This window comes from Alphaproteobacteria bacterium (genome assembly GCA_018063245.1).
GTDB lineage: Bacteria > Pseudomonadota > Alphaproteobacteria > JAGPBS01 > JAGPBS01 > JAGPBS01.
In genome coordinates this window covers 1-18,439 of the sequence record JAGPBS010000044.1, presented here as the reverse complement: position 1 = coordinate 18,439, position 18,439 = coordinate 1, and the positions used below count along the sequence as shown (strand labels likewise).

20 protein-coding genes and 2 tRNA genes are annotated in these 18,439 nt (G+C 39.6%); 9 read left to right on the top strand and 13 right to left on the bottom strand.

Annotation, left to right across the window (positions count from 1 at the left end; translation table 11 throughout):
* Positions 1–650: sel1 repeat family protein (locus tag KBF71_06995; protein MBP9878057.1), on the bottom strand; the 650-nt coding region annotated here is incomplete at its 3' end.
* A 595-nt stretch (positions 651–1,245) separates the two neighbouring features.
* On the opposite strand from KBF71_06995, the gene lon reads away from it, so the two are divergent.
* From lon to KBF71_06965, 6 genes are all read left to right on the top strand, one after another.
* On the top strand, positions 1,246–3,660 hold the full coding sequence (gene lon / locus KBF71_06990; protein MBP9878056.1) for an endopeptidase La: 2,415 nt from the start codon (positions 1,246–1,248) through the stop codon (positions 3,658–3,660).
* Between the two features lie 153 nt (positions 3,661–3,813).
* Positions 3,814–4,140 (top strand): HU family DNA-binding protein, encoded by a 327-nt coding sequence (locus KBF71_06985; GenBank protein MBP9878055.1) that lies wholly within the window; start codon positions 3,814–3,816, stop codon positions 4,138–4,140.
* A gap of 115 nt (positions 4,141–4,255) precedes the next feature.
* A tRNA-Val gene (locus tag KBF71_06980) sits at positions 4,256–4,331 on the top strand.
* 48 nt (positions 4,332–4,379) lie between these two features.
* Positions 4,380–4,456 (top strand) — tRNA-Asp (locus tag KBF71_06975).
* Positions 4,457–4,807: 351 nt separating this feature from the next.
* Positions 4,808–5,308, top strand: a complete 501-nt coding sequence (locus KBF71_06970; GenBank protein ID MBP9878054.1) for a cold shock domain-containing protein — start codon at positions 4,808–4,810, stop codon at positions 5,306–5,308.
* A gap of 58 nt (positions 5,309–5,366) precedes the next feature.
* Positions 5,367–6,611, top strand: coding sequence for a hypothetical protein (locus tag KBF71_06965; GenBank protein ID MBP9878053.1), 1,245 nt, complete (start codon positions 5,367–5,369; stop codon positions 6,609–6,611).
* Positions 6,612–6,674: 63 nt separating this feature from the next.
* Here KBF71_06965 and trxA read toward each other — a convergent pair whose 3' ends face one another.
* On the bottom strand, positions 6,675–7,001 hold the full coding sequence (trxA, locus tag KBF71_06960; protein ID MBP9878052.1) for a thioredoxin TrxA: 327 nt from the start codon (positions 6,999–7,001) through the stop codon (positions 6,675–6,677).
* A 156-nt stretch (positions 7,002–7,157) separates the two neighbouring features.
* Between trxA and KBF71_06955 the strand changes: the two genes are divergently transcribed.
* Entirely contained in the window at positions 7,158–7,580 is a 423-nt protein-coding gene (locus KBF71_06955) for a hypothetical protein (GenBank protein ID MBP9878051.1), read from the top strand.
* 67 nt (positions 7,581–7,647) lie between these two features.
* On the opposite strand, the gene KBF71_06950 is transcribed toward KBF71_06955, so the two are convergent.
* From KBF71_06950 to sctR, 7 genes are all read right to left on the bottom strand, one after another.
* On the bottom strand, positions 7,648–7,983 hold the full coding sequence (locus tag KBF71_06950) for an STAS domain-containing protein (protein MBP9878050.1): 336 nt from the start codon (positions 7,981–7,983) through the stop codon (positions 7,648–7,650).
* A gap of 31 nt (positions 7,984–8,014) precedes the next feature.
* Positions 8,015–8,452, bottom strand: a complete 438-nt coding sequence (locus tag KBF71_06945; GenBank protein ID MBP9878049.1) for an ATP-binding protein — start codon at positions 8,450–8,452, stop codon at positions 8,015–8,017.
* 26 nt (positions 8,453–8,478) lie between these two features.
* Positions 8,479–8,898 carry a type III secretion system chaperone gene (locus KBF71_06940; protein ID MBP9878048.1) on the bottom strand — a complete coding sequence of 140 codons (420 nt, stop codon included), beginning with the start codon at positions 8,896–8,898 and terminating at the stop codon, positions 8,479–8,481.
* Between the two features lie 72 nt (positions 8,899–8,970).
* The gene (gene sctU / locus KBF71_06935; GenBank protein ID MBP9878047.1) at positions 8,971–10,035 is read right to left on the bottom strand and encodes a type III secretion system export apparatus subunit SctU; all 1,065 of its coding nucleotides are present in this window, start codon (positions 10,033–10,035) and stop codon (positions 8,971–8,973) included.
* Positions 10,032–10,829: a type III secretion system export apparatus subunit SctT gene (gene sctT, locus KBF71_06930; GenBank protein MBP9878046.1), complete on the bottom strand. Its 798-nt coding sequence runs from the start codon at positions 10,827–10,829 to the stop codon at positions 10,032–10,034. Before sctT ends, sctU begins: the two co-directional genes overlap by 4 nt.
* Positions 10,829–11,095, bottom strand: coding sequence for a type III secretion system export apparatus subunit SctS (sctS, locus tag KBF71_06925; GenBank protein ID MBP9878045.1), 267 nt, complete (start codon positions 11,093–11,095; stop codon positions 10,829–10,831). Before sctS ends, sctT begins: the two co-directional genes overlap by 1 nt.
* Positions 11,096–11,122: 27 nt before the next feature.
* Positions 11,123–11,773, bottom strand: coding sequence for a type III secretion system export apparatus subunit SctR (sctR, locus tag KBF71_06920; protein MBP9878044.1), 651 nt, complete (start codon positions 11,771–11,773; stop codon positions 11,123–11,125).
* Positions 11,774–11,943: 170 nt separating this feature from the next.
* Here sctR and KBF71_06915 point away from each other — a divergent pair, with 170 nt between their 5' ends.
* Complete coding sequence (locus tag KBF71_06915; GenBank protein ID MBP9878043.1) at positions 11,944–12,939, top strand: leucine-rich repeat domain-containing protein; 996 nt, start codon at positions 11,944–11,946, stop codon at positions 12,937–12,939.
* Positions 12,940–12,971: 32 nt separating this feature from the next.
* On the opposite strand, the gene KBF71_06910 is transcribed toward KBF71_06915, so the two are convergent.
* The 3 genes from KBF71_06910 to galU are packed head-to-tail and all read right to left on the bottom strand — an operon-like array spanning position 12,972 to position 16,661.
* The gene (locus KBF71_06910; GenBank protein ID MBP9878042.1) at positions 12,972–14,375 is read right to left on the bottom strand and encodes a phosphomannomutase/phosphoglucomutase; all 1,404 of its coding nucleotides are present in this window, start codon (positions 14,373–14,375) and stop codon (positions 12,972–12,974) included.
* Between the two features lie 26 nt (positions 14,376–14,401).
* A complete protein-coding gene (locus tag KBF71_06905) occupies positions 14,402–15,751 on the bottom strand; it encodes a UDP-glucose/GDP-mannose dehydrogenase family protein (protein ID MBP9878041.1) in 1,350 nt (449 codons plus the stop codon).
* A gap of 25 nt (positions 15,752–15,776) precedes the next feature.
* Positions 15,777–16,661 carry a UTP--glucose-1-phosphate uridylyltransferase GalU gene (gene galU / locus KBF71_06900; GenBank protein MBP9878040.1) on the bottom strand — a complete coding sequence of 295 codons (885 nt, stop codon included), beginning with the start codon at positions 16,659–16,661 and terminating at the stop codon, positions 15,777–15,779.
* A gap of 249 nt (positions 16,662–16,910) precedes the next feature.
* Here galU and KBF71_06895 point away from each other — a divergent pair, with 249 nt between their 5' ends.
* Positions 16,911–17,969, top strand: coding sequence for a Glu/Leu/Phe/Val dehydrogenase (locus tag KBF71_06895; GenBank protein MBP9878039.1), 1,059 nt, complete (start codon positions 16,911–16,913; stop codon positions 17,967–17,969).
* A 217-nt stretch (positions 17,970–18,186) separates the two neighbouring features.
* Here the strand turns inward: KBF71_06895 and KBF71_06890 are convergent.
* Positions 18,187–18,439 (bottom strand): hypothetical protein (locus KBF71_06890; protein MBP9878038.1); only part of this gene is annotated, 253 nt, incomplete at its 5' end.

Below are 18,439 nucleotides of genomic sequence, written 5' to 3'. Positions count from 1 at the left end.
TTGGGAAGATTGCCTTCACCGTCGTAATACATCATGCCAAGATTGAATTGCGCTGGTGCGTATCCTTGATCTGCCGCTAATTTATATAGGCGAACAGCCTCAATAGGGTCTTTGGGAAGATTGCCTTCACCGTCGTAATACATTCTGCCAAGATTACCCTGCGCTGGTGCGTCTCCTTGATCTGCCGCTAATTTATATAGGCGAACAGCCTCAATAGGGTCTTTGGGAAGATTGCCTTCACCGTCGTAATACATCATGCCAAGATTATTCTGCGCTGGTGCGTATCCTTGATCTGCCGCTAATTTATATAGGCGAGCAGCTTTAATAAGGTGTTGGGGAAGATTGCCTTCACCGCGGTAATACATTGTGCCAAGATTATCCTGCGCTGGTGCATATCCTTGATTTGCAGCTAATGTAGCAGACTGAACAGCTGCTTGAGATTGATTGCTGAGTTTGTACAATTGTCCAATCAAGGTACGGAAGATGGGTAAATATGATTTTTCAAGAAGCTGTTTTGAAACTAGCCCATTTAAGATCTTTAAGCTTCGAAAATGAGGAGACTTGGGGGCTTGTGCGTTCTGTGGAGCTGTATTTTGAGGTGATCCCCCCGGCTGAACGATCAAAGACATAGCTTCAAAAAAAGAACGCATAGGTCCATCTGGGATCTGGGATAAATCTTCAACAACTAAAACATGGCGCTCAAAGATTTTTTTGTCTGTTGTGAGTTTTCCATTTTCAAAGCAGACATCAATAGTTCCTATTTGATCGTTGAAAACTGCAGTGTTGGTATTTAAATAAACATGAGCTTTTACAACTCGCGGTTCATCTTCAGATGGGCTGTGAATTTGAGGGCTTGCTGGCAAAATGAGTGACATAATAAGTTCCTTATATAATAATAAATTGATTTTTAGAATGTTATTGAAGGTATTTTATCATTTAGTAAATGAAAAGTCAAGATATACATTCATACATTGTCTCACATCTATTTGAACTTATACATAATAAAGCATATCACTTCCCTAAAAGAAACAACAACACCCCCTCTTGAAAAAAATCTTTTCTACCCTATTTGTAAAAGTAAAAGTTTTTTAAGGCTGTTATTTTACGATAGATGACAGGTTTTCATTTTCATATTAATGATAGTTCTTTATGATACTCATTAAAAATGAATACATGTTCGGCATTACACCTCTTAAAATGCCAACTTTCTACACCGTCTTAAGCATTCAAGAAAAGGATTATTCAATGTCAAATACGAAAGATAAAGAAAAAAATATATTTCCGATCCTACCACTCAGAGATATTGTTGTCTTCCCAAGCATGATCGTTCCACTCTTCGTTGGACGTGATAAATCAGTTAAAGCGCTCGAAAATGCAATGGAAGAGGATAAAAGCCTTTTACTTGTCACACAAAAAGATGCAACAGAAGACGATCCAAATATTAAAAACCTCTATAAAGTAGGAACCATCAGCTCAATTTTACAATTGCTCAAATTACCAGACGGAACTGTTAAAGTACTCGTTGAAGGTAAATCAAGAGCCTCTATTAAAGAAATCACTGATAATGGAAAATTCTTTGAGGCCGCAACGGAGCATCTTCCAGAAGAAAGCGAAGAATCACCTGAGCTCTTTGCTCTTGCACGCTCTGTGGTGTCACAATTCGAGCAATACTTAAAACTCAACCGCCGTATTCCACCAGAAGTGCTTGTCTCAATTTCACAAATTGAAGATCCTGCACGTCTTGCAGATACAATTGTCTCTCACCTTTCTATCAAAAACCAAGAAAAGCAAAAATTGCTGGAAACACCATCTGTTGAAAAAAGACTCGAACGCGCTTATGAATTGATGGAAGAAGAAATTGGCGTTCTGCAAGTTGAAAGACGCATTCGCAATCGCGTGAAACGCCAAATGGAAAAAACACAGCGCGAATATTACTTAAATGAACAGATGCGGGCTATTCAAAAAGAGCTGGGCGATGGTGAAGATGGAAAAGATGAAGTCACAGAACTTGAAGACCGCATCAACCACACAAAGCTCTCAAAAGAAGCAAAAGAAAAAGCAAAAGCTGAACTCAAAAAGCTTAAAACAATGGGCCCTATGTCAGCTGAAGCCACTGTTGTGCGCAACTATCTGGACTGGCTTGTCAATATTCCATGGGAGAAAAATTCTAAAATCTTGAAAGATCTTGTGAAAGCACAAGCAATCCTTGATGATGATCACTATGGTCTTGAAAAGGTCAAAGAACGCATCACAGAATATCTTGCTGTTCAACAGAGAACCAACAAATTACGCGGCCCTATCCTTTGTTTGGTTGGACCTCCTGGCGTTGGTAAAACTTCTCTTGGGAAATCAATTGCAAAGGCAACGGGTCGTAACTTTGTCCGCGTGTCATTAGGCGGCGTGAGAGACGAAGCTGAAATCAGAGGACATAGACGTACATATATAGGTGCGATGCCCGGTAAAGTGATTCAAGGAATGAAAAAAGCAAAAACATCAAATCCGCTTTTCCTTTTTGATGAGATTGACAAGCTCGCAAGCGATTGGAGGGGAGATCCAACCTCAGCTCTTTTAGAAGTTTTAGATCCAGAACAAAACTCACATTTTAATGATCACTATCTTGAAGTTGATTATGACCTATCAAATGTGATGTTTGTTTGTACAGCCAATACACTTAAAATGCCACAACCTCTTTTAGATAGAATGGAGATCATCCGTATCCCAGGCTATACAGAAGATGAAAAAGTGGAAATTTGCAAAAGACACCTCTTCTCAAAAGCAATGGAAGAGCACGGACTCAAAAAAGGCGAATTCCAAATTACAGATGATGCTTACCGCGATTTGATTCGCTACTATACAAGAGAGGCTGGCGTCAGAAGTCTTGAAAGAGAAGTTGCAAATCTTGCCCGTAAAACAATTAAGCAAATTATGCTCAAGAAAGAAAAATCGATCAAAATCGATTCTAAAAATCTAAGCAAATATGCTGGCGTTCAACAATATCAATATGGTCAAGCAGAAACGGAAGATCTAATCGGTATCACAACAGGCCTTGCATGGACTGAAGTAGGCGGTGAACTTCTTTTAATTGAGGCCGTTACCATTCCGGGCAAAGGAAGAGTCACGACAACTGGTAAATTGGGCGATGTCATGAAAGAATCTGTACAAGCTGCAGAAAATTATGTGAAATCACGCTCAGAAACTTTTGGTATTGATGCTTCTCTATTCGATATGAGAGATATTCACGTGCATGTGCCTGAAGGGGCAACACCTAAAGATGGACCATCGGCCGGCGTTGCAATGCTTACATCTATTGTATCTGTTCTTACACAAAATCCTGTCCATAAAGATGTCGCAATGACAGGTGAGATCACTTTACGTGGACGCGTTCTTCCAATCGGAGGGCTAAAAGAAAAATTATTAGCAGCCCTTAGAGGAGGAATTAAGATTGTTTTGATCCCAAAAGACAATGAAAAAGACCTCGAAGAGATCCCTGAAAACGTTAAAAAAGGCCTGAAAATCATACCTGTTTCAACAGCAGATGAAGTTTTAAAACATGCTCTTTTACATCCGCTGCAACCAATTGAGATAAAATCAGGTATCCAGATACCGAAGGTTTCACCCAAATCAAGCAAAACCGGGAAAAAGAGCGCAATTAGTCATTGAGGAAATTAGAAAACCTTGTTTACAATTAATTAGGTGTTTTAAGGTTAGGCTTAAGACACACGATTAAAAAGTGGGCGCATGAAAATAAAAGATCACTCTTCTGTCTTCATGCATTATGATAACTAAACCTAAACTAACATGGGGGATTGTACCTTGAATAAGAACGAACTCATTGCTTCAGTAGCAAAAAAAGCAGACGTAACAAAAGCAGTTGCAACACGTGCGATCGACGCAGTCATCGCTAGCATCACAGGCGCATTAAAATCAGGCAAAGAAATTCGCTTGGTTGGTTTTGGTAGCTTTGTAGTTGTAAACCGTAAAGCAACAGACGGCCGTAACCCACGCACAGGCGAAAAAATTCGCATTCCTGCGTCAAAACAGCCTAAATTCAGACCTGGTAAAGGTTTGAAAGAAGCTATCAACGGCATTAAAGCTTCAGCTAGAAGTTCTTCATCTTCTTCAGCTCGTAGATCTGCTTAACAAAATCCTCGTAAGAGAATTTTGTTTCATAAAAAAACCGGATTTTTTCCGGTTTTTTTATTTTTTCCCTTTTCTTTCTCGTTTTTTTAGATTATAAATATCATATCTTAATAACGGGCGGTTAGCTCAGCTGGGAGAGCGTCACGTTTACACCGTGAATGTCGGCGGTTCGATCCCGTCACCGCCCACCATTAAGATCATCTCTTCAGACCTGGAGAGATACGCATAAAATTGGATATGCGGGAGTAGCTCAGTTGGTTAGAGCACTGGCCTGTCACGCCAGTGGTCGCGGGTTCGAGTCCCGTCTCTCGCGCCATTTTATAAATGGCGCCCATCCCTCAAATTTCCTAGACGATATATCATTCTCATTTGTAGCTAATCGAACTAGCATGAAATTTGCACGTCAAATTAAATAGCAGATTAAAAAAGGAGACTCTCACAAGCCTATATAAAATAAGTGCGCAAAACCGTAAAGTAAGCAAAAAGAGCCCCTTACAAAAATTGATAGTTACATAATGATAACAACCCTTCCTTTCTAGAGGATTTTTCGATATGAAACATTGATTTTTCTTGTCATAGAAGCAATTTCAATGTTTACTTAACCTTAGTACATTAAAATAAAGGTCGATGAGAATTCATCCTAATAATAATAAATAGAGGATATATAATGTCTGGTGAAAATTTTAGTTCTTCAAATGAAGGAAATGAAATAATCGCAGTTGTCAAATGGTTTAACAGCTTCAAAGGTTTTGGTTTTGTGACAGCAGTCGATAAAAACACAGATGCATTCCTCCATATTTCGACTTTAAATAGAGCGGGTCTTCATGATTTAACAGAAGGTACAGAGATGCTTTGCGAAGTAATTCCTGGTGATCGCGGTATCCAAGTCTCAAAAATCATCAAAATCACACAAGAAATCAAACCAGCTTATCCAACTCCTCCTGCTTTAGCAGATGATGAGCAAAAGGTTGAGGGAACTGTCAAATGGTTCAAACCAAACAAAGGCTTCGGTTTTGCTGTTCCAACTGATGGCTCTGAAGATATCTTCCTTCACAAAGCTGTTCTCAGACTCTGTGAAGTCCATAATCTCTATCCAAATCAGCGCATTGTGATGCATGTCAAAAAAGCTGGCCGCGGCAAAGAGGCAACCTGGGTCATTCCGCACTAACAATTGGCACTTAGGCTCCAAGCCATGCGCCTCACCAAACAGGACAACCTTTCTCTCGATGGAAAAAGAAACAAATTATCCGAACAGAATCTACCTCCTTGTCCCTTTTAGTGAAAAGGATAAAGTCAAAAAATTAGGAGCGCGATGGGACCCGGATAATGAAGGTTGGTATATTGACAGCCCCCTGGTACGCAAAAAATTCAATGAGTGGCTGCCTGAGATGTATAAGCATTCATCTGAACCCCCTTTTGTTCGTTTAAATTTCTTTCCTATGGCAACTTCAGGACATAATGTAAGGAGTGTCTGGAATACAGATGAGTGGAATACTCTGCGTAAGCAACTCATTTTGCGAAAAGGGAACAGATGTTCTATCTGCGGACAGAGGAATCAGAATGATAAAGGGGAGGATATAGACCTCGAGTGTCATGAACATTGGGATTTTGAACCAGACTACACGCAACAAAAAGGGATTCAGCGACTTATAGAATTTATTCTACTTTGTAAACAATGTCATACGGCTACACACATTCATATATTGCAAGACAAAAAAGAAAAAGACAGCGCATATGAATTAGAATATACAAATGCATTCTATCATCTCTGCTGTGTTAATAGGTGGCAAGTACGTGAATGCGAGCTAACGATTGAACAAGAGATATTAAAACTTAAAGAATTTGAGAAATTAAATTGGGTAGTTGACATCTCAGTTGCAATCACACTATACAAAACGCTAGTAAACAGTGAACTAAGCAATAAATCCACTATTATTAATTGCTACAAAAGCCAAGATAAAAAAAATAGTGATGATTTATATGAGGCAGATGAACACTACCTACCAAGTGTTAGCAATCTAAATTCGCACCCCACTGTTATTGCCTCTGAGGAAATTTTAAAACAAAAAGATCTGCTAAACGCCTCACCTCTAAAATTCACAAAACACAAAAACACTGCAACTCACAGCAAAAAGCAAAATTCAGCGATACCAATCATCAACAATACCAGCACTTCCAAAATTAACCCCGAAAAATTTGTCGCTGGGATCGTTCTTACAATTTTAGTCATCTATGCCTATTTATATCTTTCAAAGCCATCAACACCTCTCCAAAGTGCTGCCCTACCCCCTCAATCAACACAACCTATCAAAGTTGATATTCCGACACCTCCACAGGAAAATACGCGCAAACCAAACTCTGAAGCCAAAAAATCTCAAAATCAATATCGAAAATGTGAACCTGTGCAAGGACAACCAGGTGCTAAAATGTGCCAAGACCAAAGGGGGCAATGGCATCTCATCACGCCATAATCCCAAAACAAATGCCGCAATCACAGACTACGGCATTGAATAACTCATGGCATAAAACTCTGCTTAAAGCGTGCTATTGATCCACTCTGAAATCATGCTCTTATGAACGAAACCAACTTTGGTTCCAATCACTTCACCATTTTTAATCAGTAAAAGTGTTGGAATACCACGGACACCATACTTTGTCGGCGTCTCTGGATTTTGATCAATATTAACCTTAGCAATCCGGATTGTATCAGACATCTCTTGAGATAATTCTTCTAGAATTGGGGCAATCCGTTGGCACGGCTGGCACCATTCAGCCCAAAAATCAACCAAAACTGGCTTATCTGACTTCAACACATCCTTTTCAAAAGATGTGTCAGTTGCACTAATAATACGATCTGACATATTTATCTCCTTATTTGTTCTTATCATAGAGATAATTCCCTCAAGAGGGAAGATTTTTTTATAAGCAGACAAAAATCCTTTTAGAATTGACTTCACTTTAAGTTTAAGATAAATTTATGTCGCATACAATATGCACAAAACGTATAGGAGAAAACAATGTTTCAGTCTTTATTTTGTGGTTTTAAAACAGGCACCATGCAACGCCTGCCCTATTTTGGATATACGGCTCTTCTTTTCACGATTGCCATCCTTCTTATTGTCGTATTGCGCATTCTGAGCTCTCCAGGACTCGAGGTCGTCAGATTCATCGCAATCATCCCTATTATCTTACTCGAATTTGCAATCCTTTATTCTTCTGTTGTCCTATCAGCGAAAAGATTGAGAAACATCGGCATTGAACGAGCCAAACTCTACTCACTGCTTATCCTAGGAGGTGCAATTTTCATGGAAATCATCATTGCTTTCTTTCATGAACATGCAGTCGCTCTCACAGCGATTTATTACACACTTTGTCTCATTATTGAAATTTTTCTAATTTTCATGCCTGAAAATTATATGAAACGTTCGCAATTAAAATAAACAACACAAAAAGACCAGGAACTCTTGTATCTGAGAGTTCCTGGTCAACCAAACAAATCTAAATCGCTTATAGGCTTTCAATGGCCGCTTTTTGATCTTTAAAGATTTTTAAGATCGATGTAAAACCAGACACTTCAAAGACTTCAGTTACATTTTCATTTAAACCACAAAGACCAAATTTTCCGCCTTCTTTTGCTTTTAGACGCTTCGCTGTGGCAAGCACAACGCGCAAACCAGCACTCGCTATGTAATCAAGGCTACTAAAATCAAGAATTAATTGATGGTGACCACTTTCAATGAACCCAGTCAAATCACTTTCAAAGGTTGGCGCACTCGAACTATCAAGCCTGCCTTGACACTTTAAAATTTTATATCCACTCTTTTCTTCTTGCTGATAATCCATTGAAAAACTCCTGGCTAAATCTTTTTTAATTCTAAGATATGTATTTGATAATGGTAGTTTTGTTTTCGTTATTAATCCGCTCATATTGTATCTCATCCATCATTGTTTTAACCAAGTGAATCCCTAAGCCCCCGATTGGACGATCTTCTAGCTCATCCTCAACCCCTTCGGGCGTATACGATAAAGGATCAAACTGCTGACCATCATCTATGATTTGTATTGTTACTTCTGACTTTGAACAAGACAAAGAAACTGTTATATCGTGGCTTGCTGAATCTGAAAACCCATAAGTGATAATATTTGTCAAAATTTCATCAACACTCAGGTTCAGCTGATAAACAATTTTGGGCGATATATGATTCGCATTTCCAAAAGATTCCAAATGCTCGGCAACATCTTGAATTTGCTTTATGTCGTTTTCTATCGTAATCGTAAAATCATTTGGCTTCATTTGTTTGAGACCTATCATTTTTTATCCTTTTATTTTAGTCCATTTTAAACAGCAAGGGAACCTTCTTTTTTGGTTGAGATCATTGACTGCATTTTTGTCCTCCAAAAAGCGAGAGAAACAATAAATTCCTCAATCATATTTTTAAAATCTTTATACTGAATATGATGATCATTCACGCCCCTATAAAGCATCAAGTGATTATCAGAAGGATCAATCGCAAGACATTCACGCCGTTCATGGACCATAGCAAGATTGAGTTTCAATGCATGTTGGAGATGATCGCGAGAAAGAGGCAAAGCTTGCGGCATAACACTCGCCATCAAGCAAAAACGATTTGGCTTCGTCAATAAAAAACCGACAGAATAATCATCATTAAAGGTCATGTAAAACACAGATCCCGCCACATACTCAGGGGCGTCAATCCCGAAATCCTCACAAATCTTAGATAGAAAATCTCTATACATTTTACTTCGCTCAACACAGAATGATTTATGATAATACTATCTTTGGAAGCTTAAGGAAGTTTTAAGAAGATCTTAAAAAGCCTCTTTATCCGCTTTGATCTGATTAAGCCAAGCAACAACTTCAGCGATGGCCTTAAAGTATTTAGCAGGAATCACTTGATTCATCTCAACATCTTTAAACAAGGCTCTGGCAAGATCAATATTCTGAATGATCGGCACGTCATTTTCACGTGCTATCCGCATCATTTCTTCAGCAAAGACACCTTTGCCTTTAATATTCACGTAAGGAATGGGCGCACGCTCTTTATCATAAAAAAGCCCCACAGCAATATGGGTTGGGTTGGTCACAAGAACTGAAGATTCTTGTGCTTGCTGAGGCTTAGGTCCACTTGAATCATTCATGATCTCACGATGAAATTGCTTCCTTTTGCTTTTGATCTCGGGGGAGCCTTCCATCTCTTTGTATTCTCTTTTGACTTCGTCTTTCGTCATCATCTGATCTTTGTTAAACTGCCAACGCTGAAAAAACAAATCGAACACCGCAATAATCACAAAACTGATAATCGTCACAATAATAATCTTTTTCATTAAAGAGGCAAAAACAGCAAGCAAACAAGTCACCCCGCAAGAAGGCGCCTTTAGCAAATCTTCAATCCCTCCCATCACAACCCACGTGATTAAAATGGAAAGAACAGCAATTTTCACAATTGATTTCACTAATTCTACAAGATTCTTCAGAGAGAAAATATTTTTAAGCGCCTTCATGGGATCAAGCTTCTCAAGTTTTGGAATAATCGGCTCAACCGTGAATAAAGCACCAATCTGAACAAAATTTCCACCAATTCCAAAAATAAAGACAATCAACAAGAAGGGGGCAATAATTTGTACAGATGTCATGAAAATATCATTTGAGACTGCGCTCAATGTGACAAGAAACTCCTCATGAAGATGGTTTGATGGCGCAAGCATCATGCTTGAAAAATTCTCAACAAAAGAATCGGCCATCACCCATAAAATAACAAAAATACCCGTAATAAGCGAGGCTGAGACTATTTCTTTACTCTTGGGAACCTGACCCTTCTTCCTCGCATCGTCAAGCTTCTTATGGGTGGGTTGTTCAGTTTTTTCTCCACTCATTTAAACACCCCGTCCAATATTGCGAAAATATGATTAATCACAAGGGTTCCATCTTTAATATATGAGAAAAGATAAGGTAAATAAATAATCAGAATAAAAAAGGCAACCGCACTTTTGACTGGCATCGCCAAAAAGAACACATTCAACTGAGGCGCAAATCGGCTAATCAAAGCCAAGCCCAATTCTGCCAAAAACATCGCAATAATCGCAGGACCCGCAAACATCAAGGCAAGATAGAAGAGATAATCCGTTTGCTGCATAAAAAAGAGTGTTTTCTGCATCGACATTTCCGGAAAAAATGAAAAAACAGGCCATAAAATATAACTTCGGTACAATGCTCCTAAAAAGATTAAAAACAAACCGCTGGTGAAAAAATACACAACGACAATCTGTGAGAAGAATATCCCAATCGGTGATGTCTGCTGTCCTAAGAGCGGGTCGACTGTACTGGCAATCGATGCACCCCTTTGGTTATCGATAAAAAACCCAGCTGATTGAACAGCGTAAAAAAAGATAGCTATCAAATAGCCAACAACAATGCCAAGAAAAAATTCTTTCCCGATAATAATCCAGGTTAAATAATCGCTGTAAGAATGGCTCTTTCCCTCTTCCATCACAATCGGAACAACAATCAACGAAAATCCGATCACAATCCCATTTCTGATCAAACTGGGTAAAACTGGAGGACTTAAGAAGGGAATGAGCAAAAAAATGCCAAGCATTCTAGGAATCACCAAAGAGAGTGCAAAGGCGAAGTCTTTGTATAGATCAACAATGCCCAGAAAATTATACATCAGACAAGATATCCAAAGCTATCAAACATCAAAATGGTGAAATTATAGAGCTCTCCGCCCAGCCAAGGGGCTGTCAGCAAGATTGTCACAATCACAAAGATAAGCTTAATCGCAAAAGAAAGAGTTTGCTCTTGAATCTGTGTAAGCGCTTGTAACAAGCTCACAAATGTACCAACAACTGAAGCCACAATAATCGGCGGCAGAGATAAAAGCAAAACAAGCAATAGAGCTTGGCCTGTATAGGTTAGAATTTGAGCTTCATTCATCTTGTCCCCCTTTTAAACTCATTATCGTCATTGATAGGTTAGCACAAGGCCATGAATGAGCCTTTCCCAGCCGTTAATCATCACAAACAAAAAGAGCTTAAATGGCAAAGAGATCGTCAAAGGCGACACCATCATCATCCCCATAGCGAGCAAAATATTCGAGATAATCAAGTCAATCGCAATAAAGGGAAGATAAATCAAAAATCCGATCTCAAAGGCCTTTGTAAGCTCGGTAATTGTAAAGGACGGAATCAAGACAAGAAAATCTTCATTTGTGACATCTTTTGCTGCATCAGCCGGCCATAGATCTTTTGTTGTCTGCACAAAAAAGGCTCGCTCTTTCACCATTGAGTGTTTAATCAAAAAATTCCGAAAAGGCTCTTTTCCAACTTCCAGGGCTTTTACAAACGACTCAGGATTATTAAAACTGATTGAACTGTCTTTAATGGCGTAGTAAGAGGTCATTCCCACGGGCGCCATAATGTAAAATGTTAAAATGATCGCAAGCGCATTCAAAGCAATTGTAGGCGGAACCTGCTGCACGCCCAAAGCACTACGCAAAATATTAAAGACAATCACAAGCTTTAGAAAAGAAGTTGTCAGAATCACCGCGAAAGGCAATAGGCCCAGAATCGCAATAATGATGAACATACTAAATGGATCTGGATAATTTAACATCAGTTCTCTTGTCCTAAATTATTTTTCCCCATCATACCCCTATTTTCAAAAGATGAAAAGAGATTAGCAACAAAAAACACAATCAATAAACAAAAGATAAATTTGTATTGCAATTTAAGCCCATGCAACCTATAAATCGATTTAAGATTAATATCTTTAGGATTTTACCAATGAGTTATTGCAAACCTTTACTAATCACTTGTGATGCATCTTGTCCAGATAAATACATCGCCTACAAAGCACAAAGACTACAGAGAATCCCCAAACCAATTGAAAACTCACCATCTCCAAAAACACAAACGCCCCCAGGCTCTGACCTTACACCTCACGAAAAAGCTATTCTAGAAAGAACAGCCACTCTCATCAGAGCTGAGAGATTCAAGGGCGAGATCATGGCTGAGTTCATGCAATACGAAGAGAAAATATTGAGTGACGAAATCGACATTCTTTTTGGCAGAAGAAGTGATGAAAACGACATGGACTTTGCAAAAAGACTCATCCATTTCAGGAGCAGTTATCTGATTTCATATGGATGTCTAATTAATTCTATTAAGGATCCTCAGGAAGACAAAGTGTCGCTAAGAACGCATCTCAATTCATATGTCTCCATGAGAAGTGCCGCCCTCGGTAATGATCCTGATTTTGAGATTCAATCACGAAAAGGGATTTGGGAATTTATGAGTACCCATAGCCCCTTACTGCCCCCAGAACTTTTTTTAAAAGCAAGTCAGATTACCTTTTTAGATCTTGATACAAGCAACATTGTTGAACTGCCTGCTGAAATTGAGAAATGTGTCAATCTAGGATACTTAAATCTATCCGATACCTTTATAAAGGAATTACCGCCACAAATTGGCAAACTAAAATTATTAACCTATCTAAATATCTCTGATTGCAGATATCTCACAAAATTACCCAATGAAATTGTTCACCTCACAAGCCTCAGAAGGCTCATCTTTGTTTGGACAGCTGGTCCAGATAATCATAATTTTCAAGACTGCTATAAAAACCATAAATGCGCTTTAGATATTTGCATCTTCTTCTTTCAAGATCTAACACTGTCTCAGCAAAGATGGCTGAGAGAATTAAAATTCAACAGCTGCTTCATCGATGGCCTTCATATCGGGCAAGTCCCCAAAAAGAAAAAAAGAAGGGCTCTTTCATGAGCCCTTCTTTTTATTTTTGATCATTCTTAGCGTCATTGATGCTGATCAAAATTTGGAACAGCAATACCACTGGCCTCGAGCTGATAAGCAATCTGAGATTTCAGTCTCTCTAATCCCTCATTCGTTGCTGATTCTGCACGGGCTACAATCACATCTTGTGTGTTTGAGGCTCTAAGAAGCCACCAGCCATCCGCATTTGTGACGCGCACACCATCCAGATCATTTACATTGGTACCAGCTTCTGCCTTTAATCTGGCGTCAATTTCTTCAATCGCTGCAAATTTTCGCTCTTCATTCACTTGAAAGCGAACTTCAGGCGTATTCACAACTTTTGGCAATTCATCTAACATTTGGCCTAAAGTCTTATTATACTTCACAGTCAAATTAATCAAGCGAAGACCGCAATAAAGAGAATCATCAAACCCATAATAGCGATCAGCAAAAAAGATATGACCTGACATCTCACCTGCAAGCGGCGCACCTGTTTCTTTCATCTTTGCTTTTAAGAGAGAATGGCCTGTTTTCCACATAACCGGCGTTCCGCCCAAGCGCTTGATCTCATCAAACAAAACCTGACTTGCTTTAACGTCCGCAATTACGATGCCGCCTGGCACATTCTCAAGCACCTCACGTGCGTAGAGAGCAATCAGCTGGTCTCCCCAAATAATTCTGCCTTGTTCATCAACAGCACCGATGCGATCGCCATCGCCATCAAAACCGATGCCCATGTCACATTTTCTCTCACGTACGACACGAATCAAGTCAACGAGATTTTCAGCAATGGTTGGATCTGGGTGATGATTCGGGAAACGTCCATCAATCTCATCAAAAAGTAAAATATGCTCACCTGGTAATTTCTTTGTCATAAGCCTTAAAATGTCACCTGTTGCTCCATTACCAGCATCCCAAGCAATACGCATCGTGTCCTTGAATGAAAATTCCTGAACCAACCTATCAACATAGACATCTTTAATGTCAAAGTCCTCAATTGATCCTTTACCTGTTTCCCAATCACCTTTGACTGACAGAGCTCCAATTTCTAAAATGGCCTCTCCATAAACAGGCCCTTTGCCAAACATCATTTTAAAACCATTATAATCTGATGGATTATGAGATCCTGTGACCATCAAACCTGCATCCGCCTCTAAATGGAAAACTGAAAAATACAGCATCGGCGTTGGGCCAAGTCCAACTCTAATCACTTTCAAGCCACAATCCTGAAGACCACGTGCTACATTCTGCTGAAGGTCAGGTGAACTTAAACGACCGTCATATCCAAGACAAACAACTTTTGCCCCCTTACGCTTTGAGTAGGTACCGAAAGAGCGACCAACAGCATAAGCATCCGCATTTGAAAGCGTTTTACCAACTTGACCGCGAATATCATATTCACGCAAAACAGTTGGATGAAAAGAATGAGACTTCGTATCAGACATATTTTTTCCTTATATAACAATAATCATTAACTTGAGCGAACCAATTCAACATGAGGCGCTGGCGCAACAGAATTGCGACCAATGGAATGGTAGAAAAATCCTTTTCCAACCATTTCATGAGGCTTATAAATATTTCTTAAATCGACAAGACACGGATGATTCATCACCTCTTTTAATCGATCAAGATCTAAGAAACGATACTCATTCCACTCTGTTAAAATCACAACGATATCAGCCCCTTTTGCTGTTTCATAAGGATCTTCACACCAAACTACATCTTTCGAGAACAAAGGTTTTGCCTCAGAAATACCAACAGGATCAGTTGCTCTGATATAAGCTCCTGCTTTTTGAAGCGCAGGAATAATATCTAAGCTCGGACTTTCACGCATATCATCAGTATTTGGCTTAAAAGTGACGCCCAAAATAGCAATTGTTTTGCCCTTCACATTGCCGCCTGACACTTCACAAATTCTTTGAGCCATCTTTTCTTTTCGTTCTTCATTGATGGATAAAACAGAACTCACAATTTTAAGATCAATATCATACTCATGACCAATTTTACTCAGCGCTCTGCAGTCTTTCGGAAAACATGAACCACCAAAACCAGGACCTGCATGTAAAAACTTCTTCCCAATTCTGCCATCAAGCCCCATGCCCTTAGCCACATCTTGAACATCAGCTCCTGTTTTTTCACAAAGATCTGCCATCTCATTGATGAAAGAAATTTTTGTTGCCAAGAAGGCATTCGATGCATACTTAATCAACTCAGAACTTTCTGGCTTTGTCACAACCATCGGTGTTTCAAGAAGATAAAGCGGCCTGTAAAGGCGTTTCATTAAATTTTCAGCCTCAATGGTCCTCACACCAATCACCACACGATCAGGACGCATAAAATCATTGATCGCAGCCCCTTCTCTTAAAAATTCTGGGTTCGAGCAAATATCAAACTTAGCTTTTGGATTTTCTGCACGGATTAATTCTTCAACTTTGCGGCACGTACCAACGGGCACTGTTGATTTCATCACAATAACAGCGTACTCCTTTAGATGCGCTGCAATTTCTTTAGCTGCCTCAAATACATAGGTCAAATCTGCATGACCATCGCCCCTACGACTTGGGGTTCCAACTGCGATAAAAACAGCTTCTGCACCGTCTATTGCCTCTTTAATCTCAGTTGTAAATGATAGACGATTGGCTGACACATTTCTTTCAACCAGATCATCAAGCCCTGGTTCAAAAATTGGAATTTCATTTCTCTTGAGAGCCTCAATCTTTGATTTGTCTTTATCAACGCAAACAACTTCAGAGCCAAATTCAGCAAAACAAGTCCCTGAGACAAGACCAACATATCCTGTTCCAATCACAGCTATTTTCATTTTGAAATCCTCTTCTCAGTTGTCGCTAAAGAGCGTTCAGTTTCCGGCTCATAAAATCTCTTAAATCAGCCTGAATATCAGGATGATGAAGACCGTAGGATATATTAGCAGATAAAAACCCTAGTTTACTACCACAATCGTATCTTGTTCCTTCAAATTGAAATCCATGGAACGGCTGATGAGCAATGAGAGGGATCATTGAATCTGTCAACTGAATTTCATTTGAGGCGCCTCTCTTTTTCTCACTCAAATAGGTAAAGACCTCAGGCTGCAAAATATAACGCCCAATGATTGAAAAATTAGAAGGCGCGACTTTAGGATCAGGTTTTTCAACAAGCCCTTTCACTTTGATTAAAGGACCGTCTTTGTAATCAGGACTTGGATCAATCACACCATAAGATTTTGTCTGCTCACGCGGAACCTGTTGAATGGCTACAACATTGCCGCCATGTTGATTATAAACATCCATCATTTGAGCAAGGCAGCCACGCTCAGCTTGAATCAAATCATCTGGCAACAGGACTGCAAAAGGCTCATCCCCAACAATTTGGTGAGCACACCATACAGCATGCCCCAAACCCAATGCCTCTGGCTGACGCGTATAGAAATAACGATCACCCGGTTTTGTAATTTGCATCACAACATCGAGCGAGTCCATTTTGCCCTTACTCTTCAGATTTTCAGATAAAACAGCGTCATAGTCAAAGAAATCTTCAATCGCGCTTTTGCCTCTGCTGGTGACAAAGATAAATTCATCAATCCCAGCTTCTCTAGCTTCATCAACCGCATATTGAATAAGCGGCTTATCCGCAACAGCAAGCATCTCTTTCGGGATTGATTTTGTTGCCGGTAAAAATCTTGTTCCAAGCCCCGCAACAGGGAAAACAGCCTTTTTAACTTTTTTTCTCATGTGAATCCTACACTCTATTTGATCCTTTATAGCATGTTATAAGAATAAAATAAAGAACCCCTTAGGATAATATTTTCAATATCTTAAAAGGTACAACCTCTTCATAAGAATTCAAGTATCTTTAAAAAAATAGATTTGAGCGCAGATTTTTCTTTTCTTTATCTTTAAGTTTCATTATAGATATCATATCAGAATATTCAGTATTCTTTGTTTAAGAAAAATAACACCAAGCCATATAGGGAGGTTTTTATGTCAGTATTTCGTGACAATGATTTTGATTCTCATGAACAGGTTGTTTTCGCATCAGATCGCGAAACAGGTTTAAAAGCTATTATTGCCGTTCACGATTCAACACTCGGTCCAGGACTGGGAGGCTGCCGCATGTGGCCATATAAAAACTCTCTAGAAGCTGTACATGACGTTTTACGTCTATCACGAGGCATGACATATAAAAGCTGCCTTGCAGGACTTCCTCTTGGTGGTGCTAAGGGTGTTATTATCGGCGATTCTAAAAAGGACAAAACGCCTGAACTCATGCGTGCAATGGGTGTTGCTGTTGAACGTCTTAGCGGTCGCTACATCACAGCAGAGGATGTTGGAACCAATCTCGACGATATGGATATAATAGCACAACAAACACGTCACGTTGTTGGCCTCAGAGAATCCAAAAACGGAAGTGGCGATCCATCTGTTGCAACTGTTTTCGGTGTATACCAAGGGATTCTTGCATCAGTTGACTACAAGCTACGCAAAAATAGCTTAAAAGGCCTAAAGGTTGCGGTTCAAGGCCTTGGAAGCGTAGGTTACAAACTGTGTCAGTATCTTCATAAAGATGGCGTTGAACTCATTGTTTCTGACATCAACGATGATGCTGTTGCACGCGCTGTTCAAGAATTTGGCGCAAAAGCTGTGGAAGGCAATGATATTTTCACTGCTGATGTTGATCTTTTTGCACCATGCGCATTGGGAGCTATTATCAACGACACAACCATTGATCAACTCAAATGTCAGATTGTTGCTGGCGCTGCCAATAACCAATTAGCTGAAGCAAAACATGGTGAAATCTTAAAGAAAAAGGGCATTCTTTACGCACCAGACTATGCTATCAATGCTGGTGGCGTGATCAACGTTAGCTTTGAATATAGCCACGATCCAAACCATCAATATGACAAAGACAAAGCATTTGCAAAAATTGGCAATATTCACGAAACAATGCTCTCTATTTTCCGCAAAGCAGATCAAGACAATATTCCAACAAATATTGCAGCCGATCGCCTTGTTGAAGAAAAACTCGGCAGACGGAAGTAATACTAAGGCTGCTGCGAAATAGAGCTCTGCTAACAAATTAAGATGCGTCATTCAGAGTCACCCCTAAATGGGGTGACGTGGAATCTCTTAAAATCAATAACTTAGAGCATCTCTTTGTGCTCATATTGCTGAGACTCCACGGGCCCTTTGGGCCCTCTGAGTGACGGCACCACCCATATTTCGCAGCAGTTTCAATACCAAACGCCATTTTAAAAGCTTAGAGTGATGTCAATACCCCAACCTTCATCAGGATTTTCAGCACAGCCTCATCAGTCAGCTCAACATAGACCTTGTCTGTGTCAATTTGCCACGGATCAGTACAATCATCCAGAACATCTTGAAATGCTTCGCTCAGATGTGTATAGGCCGTTGATTTAGGCAATGCTAGGACCTTGTTCAAATATGTCCGCACCAGACCTATAAGAGAAAGAGGTCTAAAGTGCTGATAAAACATATCCAATATTTCCTGC